Annotated in this window: 20 protein-coding genes and 1 pseudogene; 10 read left to right on the forward strand and 11 right to left on the reverse strand. The window is 72.3% G+C overall.

The features are described 5' to 3' along the window. Positions 1 to 61 precede the first annotated feature (61 nt). Together AMK27_RS16100 and AMK27_RS16105 are read left to right on the forward strand one after the other, a co-directional pair. The gene (locus AMK27_RS16100; RefSeq protein WP_073907380.1) at positions 62 to 1,537 is read left to right on the forward strand and encodes an AlkA N-terminal domain-containing protein; all 1,476 of its coding nucleotides are present in this window, start codon (positions 62 to 64) and stop codon (positions 1,535 to 1,537) included. 21 nt (positions 1,538 to 1,558) lie between these two features. Continuing rightward, the gene (locus AMK27_RS16105) at positions 1,559 to 2,059 is read left to right on the forward strand and encodes a methylated-DNA--[protein]-cysteine S-methyltransferase (protein ID WP_073907383.1); all 501 of its coding nucleotides are present in this window, start codon (positions 1,559 to 1,561) and stop codon (positions 2,057 to 2,059) included. A gap of 59 nt (positions 2,060 to 2,118) precedes the next feature. Here the strand turns inward: AMK27_RS16105 and AMK27_RS16110 are convergent, their stop codons facing one another. Beyond that, positions 2,119 to 2,838, reverse strand: coding sequence for an SIR2 family NAD-dependent protein deacylase (locus AMK27_RS16110; protein ID WP_073907386.1), 720 nt, complete (start codon positions 2,836 to 2,838; stop codon positions 2,119 to 2,121). 64 nt (positions 2,839 to 2,902) lie between these two features. On the opposite strand from AMK27_RS16110, the gene AMK27_RS16115 reads away from it, so the two are divergent. Next, a complete protein-coding gene (locus AMK27_RS16115) occupies positions 2,903 to 3,106 on the forward strand; it encodes a type II toxin-antitoxin system VapB family antitoxin (protein ID WP_073907390.1) in 204 nt (67 codons plus the stop codon). Between the two features lie 6 nt (positions 3,107 to 3,112). Here the strand turns inward: AMK27_RS16115 and AMK27_RS43685 are convergent. Together AMK27_RS43685 and AMK27_RS16120 are read right to left on the reverse strand one after the other, a co-directional pair. Next, a pseudogene (locus tag AMK27_RS43685) lies at positions 3,113 to 3,244 on the reverse strand (ADP-ribosylglycohydrolase family protein); the annotation flags it as partial. 121 nt (positions 3,245 to 3,365) lie between these two features. After that, positions 3,366 to 5,075 (reverse strand): BCCT family transporter, encoded by a 1,710-nt coding sequence (locus tag AMK27_RS16120; RefSeq protein ID WP_073907394.1) that lies wholly within the window; start codon positions 5,073 to 5,075, stop codon positions 3,366 to 3,368. 112 nt (positions 5,076 to 5,187) lie between these two features. On the opposite strand from AMK27_RS16120, the gene AMK27_RS16125 reads away from it, so the two are divergent. After that, complete coding sequence (locus AMK27_RS16125; protein ID WP_073907397.1) at positions 5,188 to 6,339, forward strand: glycerate kinase; 1,152 nt, start codon at positions 5,188 to 5,190, stop codon at positions 6,337 to 6,339. Positions 6,340 to 6,770: 431 nt separating this feature from the next. Here the strand turns inward: AMK27_RS16125 and AMK27_RS16130 are convergent, their stop codons facing one another. Beyond that, positions 6,771 to 7,970, reverse strand: coding sequence for a PucR family transcriptional regulator (locus AMK27_RS16130; protein ID WP_073907400.1), 1,200 nt, complete (start codon positions 7,968 to 7,970; stop codon positions 6,771 to 6,773). Positions 7,971 to 8,175: 205 nt separating this feature from the next. Between AMK27_RS16130 and AMK27_RS16135 the strand changes: the two genes are divergently transcribed. Genes AMK27_RS16135 through AMK27_RS16155 form a run of 5 tightly spaced genes read left to right on the forward strand, consistent with a single transcriptional unit; the run spans position 8,176 to position 13,126 of the window. Then, positions 8,176 to 8,994, forward strand: a complete 819-nt coding sequence (locus tag AMK27_RS16135; RefSeq protein ID WP_073907403.1) for an ABC transporter ATP-binding protein — start codon at positions 8,176 to 8,178, stop codon at positions 8,992 to 8,994. Next, entirely contained in the window at positions 8,991 to 9,821 is an 831-nt protein-coding gene (locus AMK27_RS16140; protein WP_241847510.1) for an ABC transporter ATP-binding protein, read from the forward strand. The genes AMK27_RS16135 and AMK27_RS16140 overlap by 4 nt, the downstream gene beginning before the upstream one ends. Further along, the gene (locus AMK27_RS16145) at positions 9,818 to 10,708 is read left to right on the forward strand and encodes a branched-chain amino acid ABC transporter permease (protein ID WP_073907406.1); all 891 of its coding nucleotides are present in this window, start codon (positions 9,818 to 9,820) and stop codon (positions 10,706 to 10,708) included. The genes AMK27_RS16140 and AMK27_RS16145 overlap by 4 nt, the downstream gene beginning before the upstream one ends. Further along, positions 10,701 to 11,843, forward strand: a complete 1,143-nt coding sequence (locus tag AMK27_RS16150; RefSeq protein ID WP_445194851.1) for a branched-chain amino acid ABC transporter permease — start codon at positions 10,701 to 10,703, stop codon at positions 11,841 to 11,843. Before AMK27_RS16145 ends, AMK27_RS16150 begins: the two co-directional genes overlap by 8 nt. Before the next feature lie 17 nt (positions 11,844 to 11,860). Continuing rightward, a complete protein-coding gene (locus AMK27_RS16155; RefSeq protein ID WP_073907409.1) occupies positions 11,861 to 13,126 on the forward strand; it encodes an ABC transporter substrate-binding protein in 1,266 nt (421 codons plus the stop codon). A gap of 15 nt (positions 13,127 to 13,141) precedes the next feature. On the opposite strand, the gene AMK27_RS16160 is transcribed toward AMK27_RS16155, so the two are convergent. Beyond that, positions 13,142 to 13,972, reverse strand: coding sequence for an NAD-dependent epimerase/dehydratase family protein (locus tag AMK27_RS16160; RefSeq protein WP_073907733.1), 831 nt, complete (start codon positions 13,970 to 13,972; stop codon positions 13,142 to 13,144). A 58-nt stretch (positions 13,973 to 14,030) separates the two neighbouring features. Here AMK27_RS16160 and AMK27_RS44355 point away from each other — a divergent pair, with 58 nt between their 5' ends. After that, entirely contained in the window at positions 14,031 to 15,032 is a 1,002-nt protein-coding gene (locus AMK27_RS44355; RefSeq protein WP_073907736.1) for a GNAT family N-acetyltransferase, read from the forward strand. Positions 15,033 to 15,101: 69 nt separating this feature from the next. Here AMK27_RS44355 and pssA read toward each other — a convergent pair whose 3' ends face one another. The 6 genes from pssA to AMK27_RS16195 all read right to left on the reverse strand — a co-directional run bounded on the left by pssA (position 15,102) and on the right by AMK27_RS16195 (position 21,508). Further along, entirely contained in the window at positions 15,102 to 15,968 is an 867-nt protein-coding gene (pssA, locus tag AMK27_RS16170) for a CDP-diacylglycerol--serine O-phosphatidyltransferase (protein ID WP_073907412.1), read from the reverse strand. Beyond that, positions 15,961 to 16,617 carry a phosphatidylserine decarboxylase gene (locus tag AMK27_RS16175; RefSeq protein WP_015037483.1) on the reverse strand — a complete coding sequence of 219 codons (657 nt, stop codon included), beginning with the start codon at positions 16,615 to 16,617 and terminating at the stop codon, positions 15,961 to 15,963. Before AMK27_RS16175 ends, pssA begins: the two co-directional genes overlap by 8 nt. 169 nt (positions 16,618 to 16,786) lie before the next feature. Next, positions 16,787 to 17,992 carry an acyl-CoA dehydrogenase family protein gene (locus tag AMK27_RS16180; protein ID WP_015037484.1) on the reverse strand — a complete coding sequence of 402 codons (1,206 nt, stop codon included), beginning with the start codon at positions 17,990 to 17,992 and terminating at the stop codon, positions 16,787 to 16,789. 2 nt (positions 17,993 to 17,994) lie between these two features. After that, the gene (locus AMK27_RS16185) at positions 17,995 to 18,519 is read right to left on the reverse strand and encodes a MaoC family dehydratase (protein ID WP_024759160.1); all 525 of its coding nucleotides are present in this window, start codon (positions 18,517 to 18,519) and stop codon (positions 17,995 to 17,997) included. A 5-nt stretch (positions 18,520 to 18,524) separates the two neighbouring features. Beyond that, positions 18,525 to 19,490, reverse strand: coding sequence for an HpcH/HpaI aldolase/citrate lyase family protein (locus tag AMK27_RS16190; protein ID WP_073907415.1), 966 nt, complete (start codon positions 19,488 to 19,490; stop codon positions 18,525 to 18,527). Next, the gene (locus AMK27_RS16195; protein ID WP_030320140.1) at positions 19,487 to 21,508 is read right to left on the reverse strand and encodes a protein meaA; all 2,022 of its coding nucleotides are present in this window, start codon (positions 21,506 to 21,508) and stop codon (positions 19,487 to 19,489) included. Before AMK27_RS16195 ends, AMK27_RS16190 begins: the two co-directional genes overlap by 4 nt. Positions 21,509 to 21,522: the final 14 nt, after the last annotated feature.

Raw genomic sequence — 21,522 nt, forward strand, 5'->3', positions numbered from 1 at the left:
CGGTGACGTCCATGTCGTTTTCTCGCCAGCCCGCGAGCCGTCCGTGCCCGATCCTGGACTCATGCACACCGACACCGAGCGCTGCGTGCGGGCCGTCCAGTCGAAGGACGCCCGCTTCGACGGCGTGTTCTTCACCGCCGTCCGCACCACCCGGATCTACTGCCGGCCCAGCTGCCCGGTCGTCCCGCCCAAGCCCGAGAACATGGAGTTCCACGCCAGCGCCGCCTCCTGCCAGCGCGCCGGGTTCCGCGCCTGCAAGCGGTGCCGGCCCGACACCAGCCCCGGCTCGCCCGAGTGGAACGTCCGCGCCGACGCCGTCGCCCGCGCCGTACGCCTCATCCAGGACGGCGTCGTCGACCGGGAGGGCGTCCCCGGGCTCGCCCGGCGGCTCGGCTGGTCCACCCGCCAGATCGAGCGGCAGCTCCTCGCCGAGCTAGGCGCGGGACCCCTCGCACTCGCCCGCGCCCAGCGCGCCCAGACCGCCCGGGTCCTCATCGAGACGACCCCGATGCCGCTCGGCGAAGTCGCCTTCGCGGCCGGTTTCGCCTCGATCCGCACCTTCAACGACACCGTCCGCGAGGTCTTCGCCCTCACCCCCGGCGAGCTCCGCGCCCGCGCCGCCCGCCCCGCCGCCGACCGCACACCCACCCCCGGGGTGATCAGCCTCCGGCTGCCGTTCCGCACCCCGCTGGAACCCTCCAACCTCTTCGGCCACCTCGCCGCCACCGCCGTACCCGGCGTGGAGGAGTGGCGCGACGGCGCCTACCGCCGGACCCTCTCCCTCCCGTACGGGCACGGCATCGTCGCCCTGGCGCCGCGCGCCGACCACATCGCCTGCCGGCTCTCCCTCACCGACCCCCGCGACCTCACCCAGGCCATCAGCCGCTGCCGCCGGCTCCTCGACCTCGACGCCGACCCCGTCGCCGTCGACGAGCGGCTGCGCGCCGACCCGCGGCTCGCGCCGATCGTCGACGCCGCCCCCGGCCGCCGGGTGCCCGGAACCGTCGACCCCGCCGAGTTCGCCGTCCGGGCCGTCCTCGGCCAGCAGGTGTCCACCGCCGCCGCCCGCACCCACGCCGCCCGGCTCGTCACCGCGCACGGCACCCCCGTCGACGACCCCGAGGGCGGCCTCACCCGCCTCTTCCCGGGTCCCGGGGCACTCGCCGCCCTCGACCCCGAGACCCTGGCCCTGCCCCGCAGCCGCCGCACCACCCTGCTCACCCTGGTCCGGGCGCTCGCCGACGGCTCCCTGACCCTCGGCCCCGCCGACGACCGCGAGGAGACCCGCGCGCGGCTGCTCGCCCTGCCCGGTTTCGGCCCCTGGACCACCGAGATCATCGCCATGCGCGCCCTCGGCGACCCGGACGCCTTCCTCCCCGGCGACCTGGGCGTCCGCCGCGCCGCCGAGGGACTCGGCCTCCCCGGCACTCCGGCCGCCCTCACCGCCCGCGCGACGCACTGGCGGCCCTGGCGCGCGTACGCCGTCCAGTACCTCTGGGCGACCGACGACCACCCGATCAACCACCTGCCCGCGTAAAGGACCGTGAGGACCCCTCCCATGCCCGCCATCCAGCACACCGTCGTGGACAGCCCGTACGACCCGCTGACCCTCGTCGCCGTCGACGGCGTCCTCAGCCGCGTCCACATGACCGGCCAGCGCCACCGCCCCCCTGAGGAGACCTTCGGCGAGCCCGACCCGCGCCCCTTCGGGGAGGCGATCCGCCAGCTCGACGCCTACTTCGCGGGCGAACTCACCGCGTTCGAGCTGCCGTTGAACCTGATCGGCACCCCGTTCCAGCTGCGGGTCTGGGAGGGGCTCCTGCGCATTCCGTACGGGGAGACCCGGACGTACGGCGAACTCGCCGAGGAGCTCGGCAACCCCGGCGCCTCGCGGGCCGTGGGCCTCGCCAACGGCAAGAACCCCGTCAGCATCATCGTCCCCTGCCACCGGGTGGTCGGAGCGAGCGGCAGCCTCACCGGCTACGGCGGCGGGCTGGACCGCAAGCAGCGGCTGCTCGCCTTCGAGTCGGGCACGGCGGCACCGGCCGCGCTCTTCTAGCGGAGCCGGCCGAACCTCTGGCGCAGCCGGCCGCGCCTCCAGCGGCGCCGGTCGAGCGCCTAGCGGAGCCGTTCGAGGAGCGCCGGCAGCGCCGTGCCGATCGGCTCGCGCACGACCTCGTCGGCGACGGGGTCGTACGGGGTGGGCTCGGCGTTCACGATGATCAGCCGGGCGCCGTGCTCCGCCGCGATCCCCGCGAGGGAGGCCGCAGGCTGGACCTGGAGGCTGCTGCCGACCACGACGAACACCTCGGTGGCCTTGGCGATCGACATGGCGTCGCCGAGCACCACCGGATCGAGCCGCTGCCCGAACATCACCGTCGCCGACTTCAGGATCCCGCCGCACGCCCGGCACGCCGGATCGTCCTCGCCGGCCCGCACCCGGTCGAGCGCCTCCTCCATCCCCGAGCGCGCGTGGCAGGCCGTGCACACCACCGACCGTGCCGAGCCGTGGAGTTCGAGGACCTTCCGCGCGGACACCCCGGCGGCCTGGTGCAGTCCGTCCACGTTCTGCGTGATCACCCGCAGCGGGTTGCGGCTCGTCCGCTCGTACGCGGCGATCGCGAGGTGCGCGGCGTTCGGCTCGGCGCTCAGCACCGGCCCGTCGAGACGCATCCGCCACGAGCGGCGGCGGATCTCCGGATCGGCCATGTACGGCCCGTACGTGACGAGCCGCTCGGCCTCGGGGTCCTTCCGCCACACGCCGTTCGGCCCCCGGTAGTCGGGGATGCCCGAGTCGGTGGAGACACCGGCGCCACTGAGGATCGCGACCATCGTCATACGACGAGCCTAGGCACCACCGAACTGCTCCCGCGAGCGGGTTTCCCGGTGCTAGGTTCCCGGCATGGCCAAGGTGAACATCGGTCTCGACGCCGAACTCGTCGTGGAAGTCATGGTCCTGGCCGGCATCGGCAACCCCCAGGACGCCGTCGAGGCGGTGGTCCGCGACTACATCGCCCGCGGCCACCGCACGGAGGCCCGCGCCGTCAGCAGGGACGAGGCCGTGCGCACCGGCGAGGCCGTCCAGCCGGAGCCACCCCAGGGCTGACGGGGGTCAGGCGGACTCGGCCAACCGCACGGTCCGCTCCGCCAGTTCACGGATCCCGACGCCGTCGGAGCCGAAGACGGCGCTGCGGACCCGGTCCCGCAGCGGCTCCGACCACTGCGGAGGGACGGCCGCCGCCCCGTTCCGCGGTGCGGTCCCCGTGCGAGCCGTCCCCGGGTGTCGTGCCCATACCTCCGGTGTACCGAACCGGGTGGCCGCCCGCGCGCCGGAGCGGCTTCCGATCGGCCCCGGCGGGCCCGGGTCAGCCTCGTGGTGGACTGGTGCTTTCCGGCGGATCCGGGTCCGGGTCCGTGCGCGCCTTCGCCGCCCGTCGCGCCCGCTGCGGGGAATCGCCGCCCTGCTCCGTCATCGCCTCGCCGACCAGTGTCCGCACCGCGTCCCGCAGACCGTGCAGGGCATGGTGCCGGGCGGGGCCCGCGCCGGGATCCTCGCGCAGCTCCTTCAGGAGCGCCCAGCACAGCACCAGCATCACCATCACGAACGGCAGCGCCACCAGGATCGTCGCCGTCTGGAGCGACTTCAGACCGCCCACCACGAGCAGCACCGCCGCCACGGCGGCCATCAGGACGCCCCAGGCCACCACGAGCCAGGTCGGCGGATGGAGCGAGCCCCGGCTGGTCAGCGACCCCATGACCAGCGAGGCCGAGTCCGCGCTGGTGATGAAGTACGTCATCACCAGCAGCATCGCCACCACCGAGGTCACCGTGCCGATCGGCAGTGCCTCCAGCATCGCGAACAGCGACGCCTCTGCCCCGTCCCTCATCGCCGTCGCCAGGTCCGCCGCGCCCGTCGACTCCAGCCGGATCGCCGTACCGCCCATCACGCAGAACCAGACCACCGTCGCCCCGGACGGCACGAGCAGCACGCCCATCAGGAACTCCCGGATCGTGCGGCCGCGCGAGATCCGCGCGATGAAGGTGCCGACGAACGGCGCCCAGGAAAGCCACCACGCCCAGTAGAAGATCGTCCACGCCCCGAGCCACGCACGGTCCGTGAACGCGCCCGTACGGCTCGCCATCGGCAGCAGCTCGTGGAGGTAGCCGCCGACGGAGGCGGGGATGGTGTCCAGGATGTAGACGGTCGGGCCGAGCAGGAAGACGAACAGCATCAGACAGCCCGCGAGCACGATGTTGATCGTGGACAGCCACTTCACGCCCTTGTGGAGGCCCGAGAAGGCCGACAGGACGAAGGCGCCGGAGAGCGACACGATGATGATCAGCTGGGTGGCCGTCGAGTTCTCCACGCCCATCGTCAGGTTCAGGCCCTCGGCCACCTGGAGGGCGCCGAGCCCCAGGCTCGTCGCCGTGCCGAACACCGTCGCGAACACCGCGAGCAGATCGATCGCCCTGCCCTGCCAGGAACCCGCCCGACGGGCCCCGATCACCGGCACGAACGCCGAGCTCAGCCGGTTGCCGCGGCCCTTGCGGAAACCCGCGTACGCCAGGGCGAGGCCGGCGATGCCGTAGATCGCCCAGGGGGTCAGCGTCCAGTGGAAGAACGAGTACTCCAGAGCCGTCCGGGCCGCGGGCCCGGTCCCCGCCGGGACACCCGTCGCCGGAGGCGGGCTCAGGAAGTGCGTGAGCGGCTCCCCGACCCCGTAGAACATCAGACCGATGCCCATGCCCGCGCTGAACATCATCGCGATCCACGCCAGGTTCGTGAACTCGGGCTCCGAGTCGTCCGCACCCAGCCTGATCCGGCCGAAGCGGCTCAGCGCGATCACCACGCACAGCACCAGGAACGTGTCCGCCGCGACCACGAACAGCCAGGCGAAGTTGTCGAGCACCCACCGCAGGGCCGAGGACGAGGCACGGTCGAAGGAGGCCTCGCCGAGGGCCGCCCAGGCGACCACGGCGACCACCGCGGCCATCCCGATCCCGATGACCGTGCCGTCGGGCGCGTGCCGTTCCTGCTGGTCCTGCGGGGCCCGGTCGATCGGTTCCGTCCTCATGCGACCCCACTATGGTGCGAAATATCAGGCGATCCGGGGGTGGCACGCCGTCCGGCGGTACGGATAGGGTCGGCCTCGGCGCGACTGCACGTTCGAAAGCAAGGGATGCAAGGTGACGGACGGGGCAGCAACTCAGGTCGCTCACGTGCTCGTGGCGGCCGACAAGTTCAAGGGCTCGCTCACGGCCGTGCAGGTCGCGGAGCGGGTCACAGCAGGTCTGCGACGGGTGATCCCGGAGCTCACGGTGGAGACCCTGCCCGTCGCGGACGGCGGCGACGGCACCGTCGCGGCGGCCGTCGCGGCCGGGTTCGAACGCCGTGAGGTCCAGGTGACGGGGCCGCTCGGCGAGCAGGTCACCGCCGCGTTCGCGCTGCGCGGGACCACCGCGGTCGTCGAGATGGCCGAGGCCTCCGGGCTCCAGCTCCTCCCGGCCGGTGTCTTCGCGCCGCTGACCGCGACGACGTACGGCTCCGGCGAACTGCTCCGGGCCGCGCTCGACGCCGGCGCGACCACCCTCGTCTTCGGCGTCGGCGGCAGCGCCACCACCGACGGCGGCGCCGGCATGCTCGCCGCGCTCGGCGCCCGCTTCCTCGACGCGTCCGGCGCGCCCGTGGGCCCCGGCGGCGCGCCTCTCGCCGACCTCGCCACCGCCGACCTCAGCGGCCTCGACCCCCGCTTCGCCTCGGTCGACCTGATCCTCGCGAGCGACGTCGACAACCCGCTCACCGGGCCGAAGGGCGCCCCCGCGGTCTACGGGCCGCAGAAGGGCGCCACGCCCGACGACGTCCGGACCCTGGACGCGGCCCTCGCCCACTTCGCCACCGTCCTGGAGAAGGCCGTCGGCCCCAAGGCGGCCGAGGCGGCCGTCGCCCCCGGCGCCGGCGGCGCGGGCGGCATCGGCTACGGCGCGCTCATCCTCGGCGCGAGCTTCCGGCCCGGCATCGAGCTGATGCTGGAGGTCCTCGGCTTCGCCCCCGCCCTGTCGCGGGCGACCCTCGTCATCACGGGCGAGGGCTCCCTCGACGAGCAGACCCTGCACGGCAAGGCGCCGGCGGGCGTCGCGGCGGCGGCGCGCGCGGCGGGCAAGGAGGTCGTCGCGGTCTGCGGCCGGCTGGCACTGCCGCCGGAGGCGTTGGGCGCGGCGGGGATCCGGCGGGCGTACGCCCTCTCGGCGCTGGAGCCGGACCCGGCGAAGTCCATGGCCAACGCGGGCCCGCTCCTGGAAGAAGCCTCGGCGAACATCGCCCGCGACTTCCTGAAGTAACCCCAGCAGCACCCTCGTTGTGGGCATCTGTTCCGCTGGGGCGGAACGGGTGGGCACAACGGAACGGCGCCTGTTGCCGGGCCTAGGCTTCCGCGCCTGGACCCGCACCACACGTGCGGTGCGCAGTCGGGTGCGGGTCCAGGCACAAGGGGCGGAGGCGCCGCCGAGGGCGCCGTCCCGTGTGCCCACCCGTCCCGCCCCAGCGGGACGATTGCCCACACGGGGGTGGGTGGCGGGTTGCGGCCCGCGCGCCCACAGCGGGTGCGGCCCGCACGGTGGGGTCGCGGGCGCAGCCTGTGCGGCGGGTGGCAGGCGCGGTCGCGGTCCGCAGGGCCCGGGCGGGCGGCGGGCGAGGCACAACGTGGCGGCGCGGTCCGCAGGGCCACGGGGGAGGCGGCAGGCGCAGCCCCCGCGCGGAGCGTGTCGGGACCCTAGCCCGGGGACGTCAAGCGGAAGGCGTCCAGTGCCAGGGTCATCTCCGTGAGGTCCCGCGGCCGGGACAGCGACCGGGCCGTCAGTTGTTCCAGGCGCCGCAGCCGGTTGAAGACCGTGTTCCGGTGGCAGTAGAGCCGGCCCGCGGCCCGCCCCGCCGACCCCTCGCACTCCAGCCACGCGTCCAGCGTCTCCAGGAGCACCGCCCGGTCCGCCGGGTCCAGTTCGAGCAGCCCGCCCAGGACGTCCGCGACCAGCAGGCTCGCCACCTCCGGCTGGGCCACCACCAGCGCGCCCGCCATCCGCCGGTCGAGCCGTACGATCTCGCGGCTCCCCGGCGGGCAGGTCCGCAGCGCCAGCTCGGCGAGCCGCCGTGCCCGGCCCAGTTCGGTCAGGCCCACCACGACCGGACTGATCCCTCCGGGGCCCGGGCACCGCCCGTCGAGGAGTTCCGACAGCGCGTCCAGACCGGTGTCCCCGGCGAGCGCCACCACCCCCAGCTCGCAGTCGGCCCCCATCCGCCACAGGAACCGGACGCCCTCGCCCTGCACCTGCCGGTGGAACAGCTCCCGCTCCTCCCGCCGGTCGTAGCGCAGCACGACCACCGCGTACCGGCCCTGCTCGGGCAGGTCGAGGCCCGCCGCCGCCCGCGCCACCAGCTCCGGCGAGCGCCGGCCCTGGAGCAGTGCGTCGAGGAGCGCCTGGAGCTGCTCGTCGGTACGGCGGCGCAGTTCGAGCTCGGTCGTCCGGTACGCCTCCGACGCCGTGTCCGCCTGCGCGTCCACCGCCGACCACACGGTCGTCGCCGACTGCATCAGCGCCGCCAGCTGCGCCGTGTCCGTCCCCGCGCCCTCGATCAGGGCGTCCCAGACGAGGTGCCCGGCGTGCCGGTAGGCGTGCACGACCAGTTCGAGCGGCATGCCCTGCGCGGCCCGCCGCCGGCCCATCTCGTCCGCGTGCTCCAGGTCCCGCCGGGGCGAGCTGCGGGGCGCCGAGATCATCTCGATCCCGATGCGTATCGCCTCCTCGGCCTCCTGCCAGTGCTGGTCGTACGGGAGGATCCGCCCGTAGGCGGGCTCGTACGCGTGGAGTTCCCTCAGATGCTCGTCCACCAGCTCCGGCACCCGCTGAAGAAGCGCCGTGCACGCCTGCGCGAGCACCTTCCAGTCGTCGCCGGTCCGCCGTCTGCGCCGTCCCATGCCCGGAGGATCCACCGCCCCGGCCCCCTCCGCACAGCCCTGACGCGCAGCGTTGTGCGCATGCACAGCCCTTCGGCGCGCCCGCTGGTCACCGGCAGCGATTCGGCCGCGGGCCGTGGACGCGCGGTCCGGCCCGGTGCTGGGGTGAGCGCCATCGAACGGCCGAGTAACAAGAAACGGCCGGGAACACCGGAAAAGGGGAACCATGGGAGGTACCGCACCCGCCCTCGAGGTGACGGACCTGACGGCGGGATACGGACCGGTACACGCGTTGCGGCAGGTGTCGCTGACCGTGCCGGCGGGTGAGGTCGTCACCGTCCTCGGGGCCAACGGGGCCGGCAAGTCGACGCTGCTGCGGGCGGTCTCGCGCACCCTCCGGTTCCACGGCGGCGCCGTGGTGTCCGGCACGGTGAGCCGCGACGGCCGGCCCCTCGACGGCCTGCCGCCCGACCGCGTCGTCGCGGCCGGCGTCTCCCAGGTGCCCGAGGGCCGCCAGGTCTTCGCCCGGATGACCGTCGAGGACAACCTGCGCGCCGGGGCGCTCGGCAGCCGCGGCGGACGGTCGGCCAGGGCCGCCTCGCTCCGCCGGGTCCACGAGCTCTTCCCGGTGCTCGCGGAGCGGGCCCGCCAGCCCGCCGGGCTGCTCTCCGGCGGCGAACAGCAGATGCTGGCCGTCGGCCGCGCCCTGATGGCCTCGCCCGGCCTGCTCCTGCTCGACGAGCCCTCGCTCGGGCTCGCCCCGCTGATGGCGGCCCGGATCGCGGACGCCGTCCGGGAGATCAACGCCCAGGGCACCGCGGTGCTGCTCGTCGAGCAGAACGCGGCGCTCGCCCTGCGGCTCGCCTCCCGCGCCTACGTCCTGGAGGTCGGCGAGGTCACCCTCTCGGGCCCGGCCGACGAACTCGCCGCCTCCGACGAGGTGCGCCGCCGCTACCTGGGCGTGGTCGACGAGGACGCCGCCGCCGACGCGGCCCGCGCCCGCGCCACGCACCCGGTCCTGTCCCGCTGGGAGGAAGCCCGATGACCGCGCCTCTCCCGCAGCCCCCGACGCTGCCCGAGCCCGCTGCCCCCGCCCCCGACGTCCCCGCCCTCGAAGTCCGCGACCTCACCGTCCGCTTCGCCGGCCTCACCGCCCTCGACGCCGTCGGCTTCACCGTCCGGCCCGGCACCGTGCACGCCCTCATCGGACCCAACGGCGCCGGGAAGTCCACCTGCTTCAACGTCCTGTCCGGTGTCTACCGGGCCACCGAGGGCTCCGTCCGCCTCGGCCCGCACGAGCTGACCGCCCTGCCCCCGCACCGGATCGCGGACCTCGGCGTCGGCCGGATCTTCCAGAACCTGGCCCTGCCGCCCCGCGCCACCGTCGAGGACAGCCTGATGCTCGGCCGCCACCGGCTGACCCGCACGGGCTTCGTCGCCGCCGGGCTCCGCCTCCCGTCCGCCGCCCGCGAGGAGGCGCGCCACCGCGCCCGGGTCCGGGAGATCGCCGCCTTCGTCGGTCTGGAGCAGCAGCTCGCGCGGCCGGCGGGCTCGCTCCCGTACGGGCAGCAGAAGCTGGCCGAACTGGCCCGCGCCCTCTGCATGGAGCCGAAGCTGCTGCTCCTCGACGAGCCCGTCGCCGGGATGACCGCCGACGAGCGGCGCCGCACCGCGTCGGTCATCGCCGGGGTCCGCGACAGCCTCGGGATCTCGGTGCTCCTCGTCGAGCACGACATGGGCCTGGTGATGCGGCTCGCCGACTCCGTCACCGTCCTCGACTTCGGCCGCCGGATCGCGGACGGGGCACCCGCCGACGTCCAGAACGACCCGGCGGTCGTCCGCGCCTACCTCGGAGAGGAGTCCGCCGCGTGAGCACCTTCGCCGAGTTCCTGATCAACGGCATCTCACTGGGCTCGATCTACGCCCTCATCGCCCTCGGTTTCGTGGTCATCTTCCGGGCCACCGAGGTCGTCAACTTCGCCCATGCCTCCCTCCTCCTCGCCGGCGGCTACGTCACCGCCGTCCTGCACGACGAGATCGGCTTCTGGCCCGCCCTGCTCGCCGGCATCGCGGGCGCGGCGGTGGTCGGCGCGGCCGTCGAGTTCTTCGTGATGCGCCGCCACCGGGGCTCCGACCACAGCGTCCTCGCCATCGTCACCATCGGCGTCGACATCCTCCTCGCCACCGAGCTGACCCGCCGGATCGGCACCGACATCCTCGCCCTCGGCGATCCGTGGGGGGACGCCGTCGTGACCGTCGGCGGGGTCACCGTCGCGGAGACCCGGATCGCCGCGCTGCTGGCGGCGGCCCTCCTCATCACCGCGTTCCTGCTCGCCTTCCGGTACACCTCCTGGGGCGTCGCCATGCGGGCGGCCGCCGAGAACCAGGAGACCGCCGCCCTCATGGGCATCCGGCTCGGCCGGGTCTCGATCGGCGCCTGGGCGGTCGCCGGCGGTCTCGCCGCCGTCGCCGCGCTCTTCCTCACCGTCTTCCCGACCCCGGGACTCGAACGGGCCACCTCGCTCGCCGCGCTCAAGGCCTTCCCGGCCGCCATCCTCGGTGGCCTCGACTCCACCACGGGCGCCCTCGTCGGCGGGCTCCTCGTCGGCGTCACCGAGTCCCTCGCCACCGGCTACCAGAGCGACCTGGCGTTCCTCGGCCGGGGGATCGGCGACCTGGCCCCGTATCTCGTCATGGTCGCGGTGCTCCTGATCCGCCCGGCCGGACTCTTCGGCACGAAGGAGCTCGCCCGTGTCTGAGACTCTCGCCCGGAGCGGCCTGCGGGTCGGCAGCCCCGCGGTGTACGGCGGGGCCGCCGCCTGCCTCGTCCTCCTCGTCCTGCCCTTCTACCTGGACCGGTTCTGGCTCCAGGCCGGCCTGTTCGCGATGGCCGCCGCCATCGGCGCGATCGGCATCAACCTGCTGACCGGCGCCACCGGACAGCTCTCGATGGGACACGCCTTCTTCCTCGCCGTCGGCGCCTACGGCTACTGCGCCTTCGCCGGGGACGGCACCGACGGGCTCGCCGGACTCGGCCTGCCCGGCTGGCTCGCCGCCGTCCTCGCCGTCGCCCTCTCGGGCCTGACCGGCGGGGTGTTCAGCCCGATCGCGGGGCGGCTGCGGGGCGCGTACCTGGGCATCGCCACCCTCGCGCTGATCTTCATCGGGCAGCACGTGCTCTTCAACGCCCATGACCTCACGGGCGGCTTCAACGGTCGCGCGGTCCCGCCGCTCACCCTCTTCGGGCTGACCTTCGACGACACCGAACTCCTCGTCGCCCAGGTGCCGTTCGGGGCGGTGGAGAAGCTCTGGTACCTCGGTCTCGTGCTGCTCCTCGGCGGGGTGCTCTTCGCCCGCGGCGTCCTCCGGGGCCGCCCCGGACGGGCGATGAACGCCATCCGCGACCACCGGATCGCCGCCGGAGTGATGGGCATCCCGGTCGCCCGCTACCGCGGCGCCGTCTTCGTCCTGTCCTCCATGTACGCGGGCCTCGCGGGCGTCCTGCTCGCCCTGGTCTTCCAGCGCACGGTGCCGGAGTACTTCGGCATGGCGCTCTCCCTCGAGTACCTCGCCATGATCGTCATCGGCGGTCTCGGCTCGGTCGCGGGAGCGGTCGCCGGAGGCGTCTTCGTCTCGCTCCTGCCCCAGATCCTGAACCGCTACAGCGACGCGCTGCCGCTGGTCTCCGCCCCGGGAACGGGCGGCATCGCACCGGGGGAGGCCGCGCGCTACCTGTACGGCGCCGCCGTCGTCGCGGTGGTCCTGTTCCTGCCCGGAGGCCTGGCCCGGCTGGCCGCCCGAAGGCCCGGAAGAGCCGGAAGCACCGGCACCCCCAAGACCCCCATGCACACCCCGAACACCCCGAACACCCCCAACACCCCGCCCACCACCTAACCCTCAGGGGAGGCACGATGAACCACCGACGACAGGCCGTGCGGGGCCTGGCCGCCGCGCTCGCCGCACTGGTCGCCCTCACCGCCGCCGGATGCAGCTCGAAGGCTAAGACCGGCGACGGCAAGCAGACCGGCGCGGGCGGGGTGAAGACCGGCGAGGGCGTCACCGACAAGACGATCTCGCTCGGCGCGCTCACCGACATGACCGGCGTGTACGCCACCCTCGGCAAGAGCGTCACCCAGGCCCAGCAGCTGTACGTGAAGCAGGTCAACGCCGCCGGCGGGATCTGCGGCCGGCAGCTGGAGCTGACGGTCCGCGACCACGGCTACGACCCGCAGAAGGCTCTCGCCGCCTACACCGAACTGGAGCCGAAGGTCGTCGGCTTCACCCAGTTCATCGGCTCCCCGTTCGTCGCCGCCGTCAAGCCCCGGGTGGACGTCAAGGACAAGGGCCTCGTCCTCCCGCAGGCCTGGTCGGCCTCGCTGCTCGGCTCCCCGTACATCCGGGTCCTGGGCGCCACGTACGACGTCGAGACCATCAACGCCGTCGACTTCCTCCTCAAGGAGAAGGGCCTGAAGTCGGGTGACAAGCTCGGCCACGTCTACTTCGAGGGCGACTACGGCGAGAACGCCCTCAAGGGCTCGAAGTACGCGGCGGAGAAGGCCGGACTCACGGTCGTCGAGCAGAAGATCAAGCCCACCGACAACGACATGTCGGCGCAGGTCGCGGCGCTCAAGCAGGCCGGGGTCAAGGCCGTCGTCATCAGTGCCGGCCCCCGCCAGGCCGCCTCCCTCGTCGGGGTCGCCGCCGCCACCGGCCTCCGGGTCCCCGTCGTCGGCAACAACTCCGCCTTCGCGCCGCAGCTCCTCGGCACCCAGGCCGGTCCCGCCCTGGAGAAGATGTACTGGTTCGCCTCCCCGAGCCTCCCCATCGGCGCGGACACCCCGACCGCGAAGAAGCTCGTCGCGGACTATCAGGCCGCCTACCCGGGCGACTCCCTCGACAACGGCATCGTCGCCGGCTGGACCGCGGCGAGCGTCTTCGGCGAGGCCCTGAAGAAGGCATGCGCGAGCAAGGACCTCACCCGTGACGGCGTCGACAAGGCGCTCCTGACGCTGACGTCCTACGACGCCGGCTTCGGGATGAGCCACAACCTCGGCGACCCCAAGGCCCCGTCGTCCCGGGAGTCCGTCATCATCCAGCCCGACAAGAAGGTCCCCGGCGGCATGCGCACCGTCCGGCAGCCCTTCGTCGCGGACGCCGCGACGTCGTACACCCCGTAAGGGGGGCCGGCTGGATCAGCCCGGGTCCCGGTCCGCGAAGCCCGTCCGCCAGGACGGGTGGGCCGGGGCCCAGCCCAGGGCCCGGGCCCTGGCGTTCACCGCGCCCCGGGCCCAGGCCGCCCCGCCGTCGCTCCGCGCCGGGGCCGGCACCTCCAGGGCCTCGGCGAGCACCGGCAGCCAGATGTGGCCGGGCGCGGGCTCGTCGTCCACCACGTTGTACGCGCCCGAGGGCCACGTCAGAGCCCGCACGGCCGCCTCGGCCGCGTCGGCCACGTGCACGAAGGAGCTCACCGCGTCGTCTGCCGCCGTGCTCCCGAGGAACCGGGCCGCCGGGTCCCCGGCGGCCACGGCGCCGCCCGGGGCGTACCAGGTGCCGGGGCCGTAGAGGATCCCGTACCGCAGCACGACCGCCTCGGGGAGCTCGGCGACCGTCTCCTCCAAGGCCCGCACCCCGGCGACGATCCGCGACCTGGGCGGCTCGTCCGTCGGGTCGAGCGGTACGGACTCGTCGGCGGGCCCGTCGCCGGGGGCGTACGCCCAGCTGATCGACTGCGCGACGATCCGGCCGACGCCGGCCCCCCGCGCCGCGTCCACCAGGTTCCGGGTGCCCTCGACCCGTACGCGGTTGTTCGCGTTCCCGTCCGCCGCGCCCAGGTCCGTGAGCTGATGGACCACGGCGTCCGGCGCCGCCTCGGCCACCGCGCGGCGGACCGCCCCGGCGTCCAGCACGTCCACGGGGCGCGGACCGCGCCGGGACAGGCCCACGACCTCGTGGCCGGCCGCTTCCAGACGCGGCACGAGCTGACGGCCGACGGCGCCCGTGGCGCCCGCTACCAGTACACGCATGAGCCCAGGGTAGAAGATCTTCACGTCCCCGAAACATCGCGGTGTGAAGCTCGGGCCCATGACCGCACGCATCGAGGAGAACCGCTCCCACGCCCGCCTCCCTGACCTGCTGGCCGCCTACCACCTGGCCAACCAGGCCGAGAAGGGGACGGCGGTGGAGGCGGTCGCCCAGCTCCCCGCCGTATACCGTGCCGAGGCCGAGGACCCGGCCGGCGCCTTCGCCGCCGACACGGTGCTGCTCGCCACCCCGCCCGGTGAGGACCTCCCGGCCGGCTGCGTCGTCCTCAAGGCCCCGTACGAGGGCCGGGCGCCCGAGATCAAGCGGCTCTGGGTCGCGCCGGAGGCCCGGCGGCAGGGCCTCGCGAAGGCTCTCATGGCCGAGGCCCTGCGGCGGGCGGCGGCCTCCGGCGCCGGGGCCGTACGCCTCACCGTCTGGAACTGGCGGGAGGAGCCCCTGGCCCTCTACCGAGCCCTGGGCTTCGAGACGGTCGCCTCCTGGGACGAGCGGCCCGACCTCCTGTGCCTGGAGAAGCCCTTCGACGCCATCGAGCGCCTCACCTCCGACGCCGTCCGCGCGCACGCCTCCGACGGTCTCGCCGCGCTGCTCCTCGACGCCGTGGACTCGGGCGCCTCCGTCGGCTTCCTGGCGTCCCTCACGGCCTCCGAGGCGGCCGCCTGGTGGACGCGCGTCGCCGAGGAGGCCGCCGGCGGGGTACGGGACGTCTGGGCGGCCCACGGCCCCGACGGGAGCCTCACCGGCGTCGTCACCCTGGTCCGCGGCGGCGCGGCCAACGGCGCGCACCGCGGCGAGATCGCCCGCCTCCTGGTGCACCGCTCGGCCCGCGGCAGAGGCCTCGGCCGGCGGCTGCTCGCCACGGCCGAGGCCCACGCCGCGGCCACCGGCCTCGGCCTGCTCGTCCTGGACACCCAGACCGACAGCCCGGCCGAGCGCCTCTACCGGGGCACGGGCTGGACGGCCGCCGGCACGATCCCGGACTTCGCCGCCGACCCGGCGGGCGTCCTGAGGGCGACCACGCTCTACTACAAGCGCCTCGGCTAGCCCGGGGGGACGGGAAGGGCCCCGGAGGCGATCGCCTCCGGGGCCCTTCCCGTCTGTACGTGTCCTGCGCTACGGCAGCTGAGCCGCCCGCGCCTCCCGGCTCTCACGCCGGTTGCCGCGGAAGGTGTTCACCCGGCGGGCCGTCGCGAAGAGGGGGATCACGGCGCCCATCACGACCTGGAGCGCGCACCCGGTCTGGAGCAGGAACTGCCCGCCCGGAGCGTCGAAGGCCCAGGCCGCCAGCATGCCCATCGCGCCGACGATCCAGCTGAGCATCGCCACCGCGAGGATGCCGCGCGGCTTGGGGTACTCGACCCGGCTCACCATCAGCCAGGCGACACCGATGATCGCGAGCAGCGTCGGGATGAACGGCAGCTCGAGCAGCACGATCGAGACCACCGTCAGCGCGCCGAAGGGGCTCGGCATGCCCTGGAACATGCCGTCCTTCATGGTCACGCAGGAGAATCTCGCCAGCCGCAGCACCACCGCGAGCAGCACCACGATCGCGGCGACCGCCGAGACCTTCTGCTGCGCGCCCGGCGTGACCATGCCGTACACGAGTACGAAGTAGGCAGGGGCCAGACCGAAGCTGATCAGGTCCGAGAGGTTGTCGAGCTCGGCGCCCATCGGGGAGGAGCGCAGCTTGCGCGCCACGATGCCGTCGAACAGGTCGAAGATCGCCGCGGCCAGCATCAGGATCACGGCGGTGGCGGCGCTGTTGCGCGCCATACCGGTCTCCGTGCTGCCCGTGAGGTGCGGGATGAGGATGCCCGTGGTGGTGAAGTACACCGCCATGAACCCGCACGTGGCGTTACCGAGCGTGAGGGCGTCCGCTATGGACAGCCTCAACGACAGCGGCATCTCCTCGGCCTCTTCGGACCCTTCCGCGTCGGTGCCGGCGACCCAGTCGGCGGCCCGTGTGTCGGGATCAATCACGGTCAATGCGAGTCACCCCCGCTGTGGTGGCCTGGCCGACCTCGACGGCGACCTCGACACCCTCGGGGAGGTAGATGTCGACGCGCGAGCCGAAGCGGATCAGACCGATGCGGTCACCCTGCTCGACCTTGGTCCCCTGCGGGATGTACGGCACGATGCGCCGGGCGACGGCGCCCGCGATCTGCACCATCTCGATGTCGCCGAGCTCGGTGTCGAAGTGCCAGACAACGCGCTCGTTGTTCTCGCTCTCCTTGTTGAACGCCGGGACGAACCCGCCGGGAACGTGCTCCACGGACGTCACGGTGCCGGCCAGCGGCGCGCGGTTGACGTGGACGTTCAGCGGGCTCATGAAGATGGCGACCCGGGTGCGCCCGTCCTTCCACGGCATGATGCTCTGCACCACACCGTCGGCGGGGGAGATGACCCGGCCCTGAGCGATCTCACGCTCGGGGTCGCGGAAGAACCACAGCATGCCGGCCGCGAGCGCGGTGGTCGGCACGGCGATGGCCGCGGCCCGCCTCGACTTGCGCGCGCGCACGAGGCTGAGCGCCGCGGTGGCGACGGTCGGCAGAAGCCACGGCGATGCTCCGCGCGCAATGCGTACGCCCGTGAGGCTGTCGCGGTGTGCAGAGGTTTGGCTGTGGGGCATGGATGACCTTCGTAGCGGATGATGCCGCACTGGCAACGGGGGACGGCGGCTTTCCCTCGATGCTATCGGTTGCGGGGCGCAACTGGGTAAGCCAGGAACCGAGTCGACGGCCGGAAGACGAACACAGGGTGTGATCTTCTTCGCGGCCGAAACGACTCAAAACCGACACTCAACCCTGGAATCGGTACTCCTCGAGCAGCCGACGACCAATGATCATTTTCTGGATCTCGGCGGTACCTTCACCGATGAGCAGCATCGGCGCCTCGCGGTAGAGGCGCTCGATCTCGTACTCCTTGGAGAACCCGTAGCCGCCGTGGATGCGGAAGGCATCCTCGACGACCTCCTTGCAGTATTCGGAGGCGAGGTACTTCGCCATCCCTGCTTCGAGGTCGTTTCGTTCCCCGGAGTCCTTTTTGCGTGCTGCGTTCACCATCATCGCATGAGCGGCCTCGACCTTGGTAGCCATCTCGGCCAGCTTGAACTGAATCGCCTGGTGCTGGGCGATCGCCTTGCCGAAAGTGTGACGTTGCTGGGCATACGAGACACCGAGTTCGAAAGCACGCTGAGCGACGCCGCAACCACGGGCCGCCACGTTGACGCGGCCGACCTCGACGCCGTCCATCATTTGGTAAAACCCTCGGCCGGTGACGCCGCCGAGGACCCGATTGGCCGGAATGCGCAGTCCGTCCATGATGAGCTCGGTCGTGTCGACGCCCTTGTAGCCCATCTTGTCGATCTTCCCGGGGATGGTGAGGCCGGGGCGGACCTCTCCGAAGCCGGGCTCCTTCTCGACCAGGAAGGTCGTCATCGACTTGTGGGGGGCGGTGCCCTCCGGGTGTCCTTCGTCACTCCGGACGAGAACGGCGACCAGCGTGGACGTTCCGCCGTTGGTCAGCCACATCTTCTGGCCGTTCAGGACGTACTCGTCGCCGTCCTTCACCGCCTTCGACGTGATCGCCGACACGTCCGAGCCGAGGCCCGGCTCCGACATCGAGAACGCGCCGCGCGTCTCGCCGGCCGCCATCCGCGGAAGGAAGTAGTCCTTCTGCTCCTGGGTGCCGTGCTGCTTCAGCATGTACGCCACGATGAAGTGCGTGTTGATGATGCCGGAGACCGACATCCAGCCACGTGCGATCTCCTCCACGCACAGCGCGTAGGTGAGGAGCGACTCACCCAGACCCCCGTACTCCTCGGGGATCATCAGACCGAAGAGGCCGAGCTCCTTGAGCCCGTCGACGATCTGCTGGGGGTACTCGTCGCGGTGCTCCAGCTCGGTGGCGACCGGGATGATCTCCTTGTCGACGAACTCCCGGACGGTCTTGAGGATCTCCTGCTGGACGTCCGTGAGCCCGGCGGTCTGGGCGAGTCGGGCCATGGCTACTTCTCCGTCTTCTTGGCGGGCTCGATCAGCTCGGGGCGGCCGGGCTGCTCGCCGCCGCGCTCCTTGATGTACGTCTCGGTGGGGACCATCACCTTGCGGCGGAAGACGCACACGAGGGTGCCGTCCTGCTTGTAGCCCTTGGTCTCGACGTAGACGATGCCGCGGTCGTTCTTCGACCTCGAAGGGGTCTTGTCGAGGACCGTGGTCTCGCCGTAGATCGTGTCGCCGTGGAAGGTCGGCGCCACGTGCCGCAGGGACTCGATCTCCAGGTTGGCGATGGCCTTGCCGGAGACGTCCGGCACGGACATGCCGAGCAGCAGCGAGTAGATGTAGTTGCCCACGACGACGTTCTTGCCGAAATCCGTCGTGTTCTCGGCGTAGTTCACATCCATGTGCAGCGGATGGTGGTTCATCGTCAGCAGACAGAAGAGGTGGTCGTCGTACTCCGTGACCGTCTTCCCGGGCCAGTGCTTGTACACGGCACCGACTTCGAACTCTTCGTAGGTGCGGCCGAACTGCATCGGGATCAGGCCTCCGGGATCTCGAACTTGCTGGTGCGCTGCATGCCGGCGGCGCGGCCCTTGCCGGAGATGACCAGGGCCATCTTGCGGGAGGCCTCGTCGATCATCTCGTCGCCGAGCATCGCGGAGCCCTTCTTCCCGCCGGCCTCGGACGTGTAGTAGTCGTACGCGTCGAGGATCAGCTCGGCGTGGTCGTAGTCCTCCTGCGAGGGCGAGAAGATCTCGTTCGCGGCGGCGACCTGGTCCGGGTGCAGCACCCACTTGCCGTCGAAACCGAGGGCGGCGGCGCGCCGCGCGACGGCCTTGTAACCCTCCTGGTTGCGGATCTGGAGGTACGGGCCGTCGATCGCCTGGAGGTTGTTGGCGCGGGCGGCCATCAGGATGCTCATCAGGATGTGGTGGTACGCGTCCGCCGGGTAGCCGGGCGGCTGCTCGCCCACGACCAGCGACTTCATGTTGATGGAGGCCATGAAGTCGGCCGGGCCGAAGATGATCGTCTCGACGCGCTGGGAGGCCTGCGCGATGGCATTGACGTTGTTCAGGCCCTGGGCGTTCTCGATCTGCGCCTCGATGCCGATCTTGCCGACCTCGAAGCCCATCGTCTTCTCGATCTGGGTCAGCAGGAGGTCGAGCGCCACGATCTGCTGGGCGTCCTGGACCTTCGGCAGCATGATGCAGTCGAGGTTCTGGCCGGCGCCCTCGACGACGGTCACGACGTCACGGTACGTCCAGTGGGTCGTCCAGTCGTTGACGCGGACGACGCGGGTCTTGCCGGTCCAGTCGCCCTCGTTCAGGAACTTCACGATGGTGTGCCGGGCCTCGGGCTTGGCCAGCGGGGCGCACGCGTCCTCCAGGTCCAGGAAGACCTGGTCGGCGGCGAGGCCCTGGGCCTTCTCCAGGAAGCGCGGGTTGGAACCGGGGACCGCCAGGCAGGAGCGGCGCGGACGCAGGCGGTTCACGGGGCTGGTCATGCGGGGACCTCCGTACTTTCAAGGGGGTGGAGCTTGTTCGCTGTCCGGATCTCGTCGACGATACGTCCGATGATCTCCGTGATACCGAAGTCCTTCGGTGTGAAGACGGCGGCCACACCCGCACGCTTCAGTTCTGCGGCGTCGGCGTTCGGGATGATCCCGCCGACGATGACCGGCACGTCGGCCGCGCCCGCCTCGCGGAGGCGGTCGAGGACGTCCGGCACCAGCTCGGCGTGCGAGCCGGAGAGGATCGACAGGCCCACGCAGTGCACGTCCTCCGCGAGGGCCGCGTTCACGATCTGCTCGGGCGTCAGCCGGATGCCCTGGTAGACCACCTCGAAACCGGCGTCACGCGCGCGTACCGCGATCTGCTCGGCCCCGTTGGAGTGCCCGTCCAGGCCCGGCTTGCCGACGAGCAGCCGCAGCCGCCCGACGCCCATCTCCTCGGCGGTCCGCGCCACCTTGTCCCGTACCAGGGCCAGCGGCGTGCCCGCCTCGGCCGTCACGGCGACCGGGGCAGAGGACACGCCCGTCGGGGCGCGGAACTCGCCGAAGACGTCCCGCAGCGCCCAGGACCACTCCCCGGTCGTGACGCCCGCACGCGCGCACTCCAGGGTGGCGGCGAAGAGGTTGCCGTCACCGGCAGCCGTCGCCTTCAGCGTCGCCAGGGATTCCTGGGCGCGGGTCTCGTCGCGGTTGTCGCGCCACTCGTGCAGGGCCGCGACCACCCGCGCCTCGTTCGCCGGGTCCACCGTCATGATGGCGGTGTCCAGGTCGGCGGTGAGGGGGTTCTCCTCGGTCGCCTGGAAGATGTTGACGCCGATGATCTTCTCGTCGCCGGCCTCGATCCGGGCGCGCCGCTCGGCGTGCGAGGAGACGAGCTGCGACTTGAGGTAGCCGGACTCGACGGCGGCCATCGCGCCGCCCATCTCCTGGATCCGCTCGATCTCGGCCAGGCACTCCTCGACGAGCGAGTCGACCTTGGCCTCGATGACGTGCGAGCCGGCGAAGATGTCCTCGTACTCCAGGAGGTCGGACTCGTGGGCCAGGACCTGCTGGATGCGGAGCGACCACTGCTGGTCCCACGGCCGGGGCAGACCGAGCGCCTCGTTCCAGGCGGGCAGCTGCACGGCACGCGCGCGGGCGTCCTTGGAGAGGGTGACGGCCAGCATCTCCAGGACGATCCGCTGGACGTTGTTCTCCGGCTGGGCCTCGGTCAAGCCGAGCGAGTTGACCTGCACGCCGTAGCGGAACCGGCGCTGCTTCTCGTTCTCGATGCCGTACCGCTCGCGGGTGACCTTGTCCCAGATGCGGCCGAAGGCCCGCATCTTGCACATCTCCTCGATGAAGCGGACGCCCGCGTTCACGAAGAAGGAGATGCGGGCCACGACCTCGCCCTTGCGGTCCTCCGGGACCTGGCCCGAGGCGAACACCGCGTCGAGCACGGCGATCGCGGTGGACATGGCGTACGAGATCTCCTGGACCGGGGTGGCCCCGGCCTCCTGCAGGTGGTAGCTGCAGATGTTGATCGGGTTCCACTTCGGGATGTTGTTCACCGTGTAGGTGATCATGTCCGTCGTGAGGCGGAGGGAGGGGCCGGGCGGGAAGACGTGCGTCCCGCGCGACAGGTACTCCTTCACGATGTCGTTCTGGGTGGTGCCCTGGAGCCGGGTGATGTCCGCACCCTGCTCCTCGGCGACCACCTGGTAGAGCGCCAGGAGCCACATCGCCGTGGCGTTGATGGTCATCGAGGTGTTCATCTGGTCCAGGGGGATGTCCTGGAACAGCCGGCGCATGTCACCGAGGTGCGAGACGGGGACGCCGACCCGGCCGACCTCGCCGCGGGCGAGGATGTGGTCGGGGTCGTAGCCCGTCTGCGTCGGCAGGTCGAACGCGACCGAGAGGCCGGTCTGACCCTTGGCGAGGTTGCGCCGGTACAGCTCGTTGGACGCCTCGGCGGTCGAGTGACCGGCGTACGTCCGCATGAGCCACGGCCGGTCCTTCTGGCGCTCAGTCATCTATGGTCCCGGGC

The organism is Streptomyces sp. CB02009 (genome assembly GCF_001905825.1).
Lineage (GTDB): Bacteria > Actinomycetota > Actinomycetes > Streptomycetales > Streptomycetaceae > Streptomyces.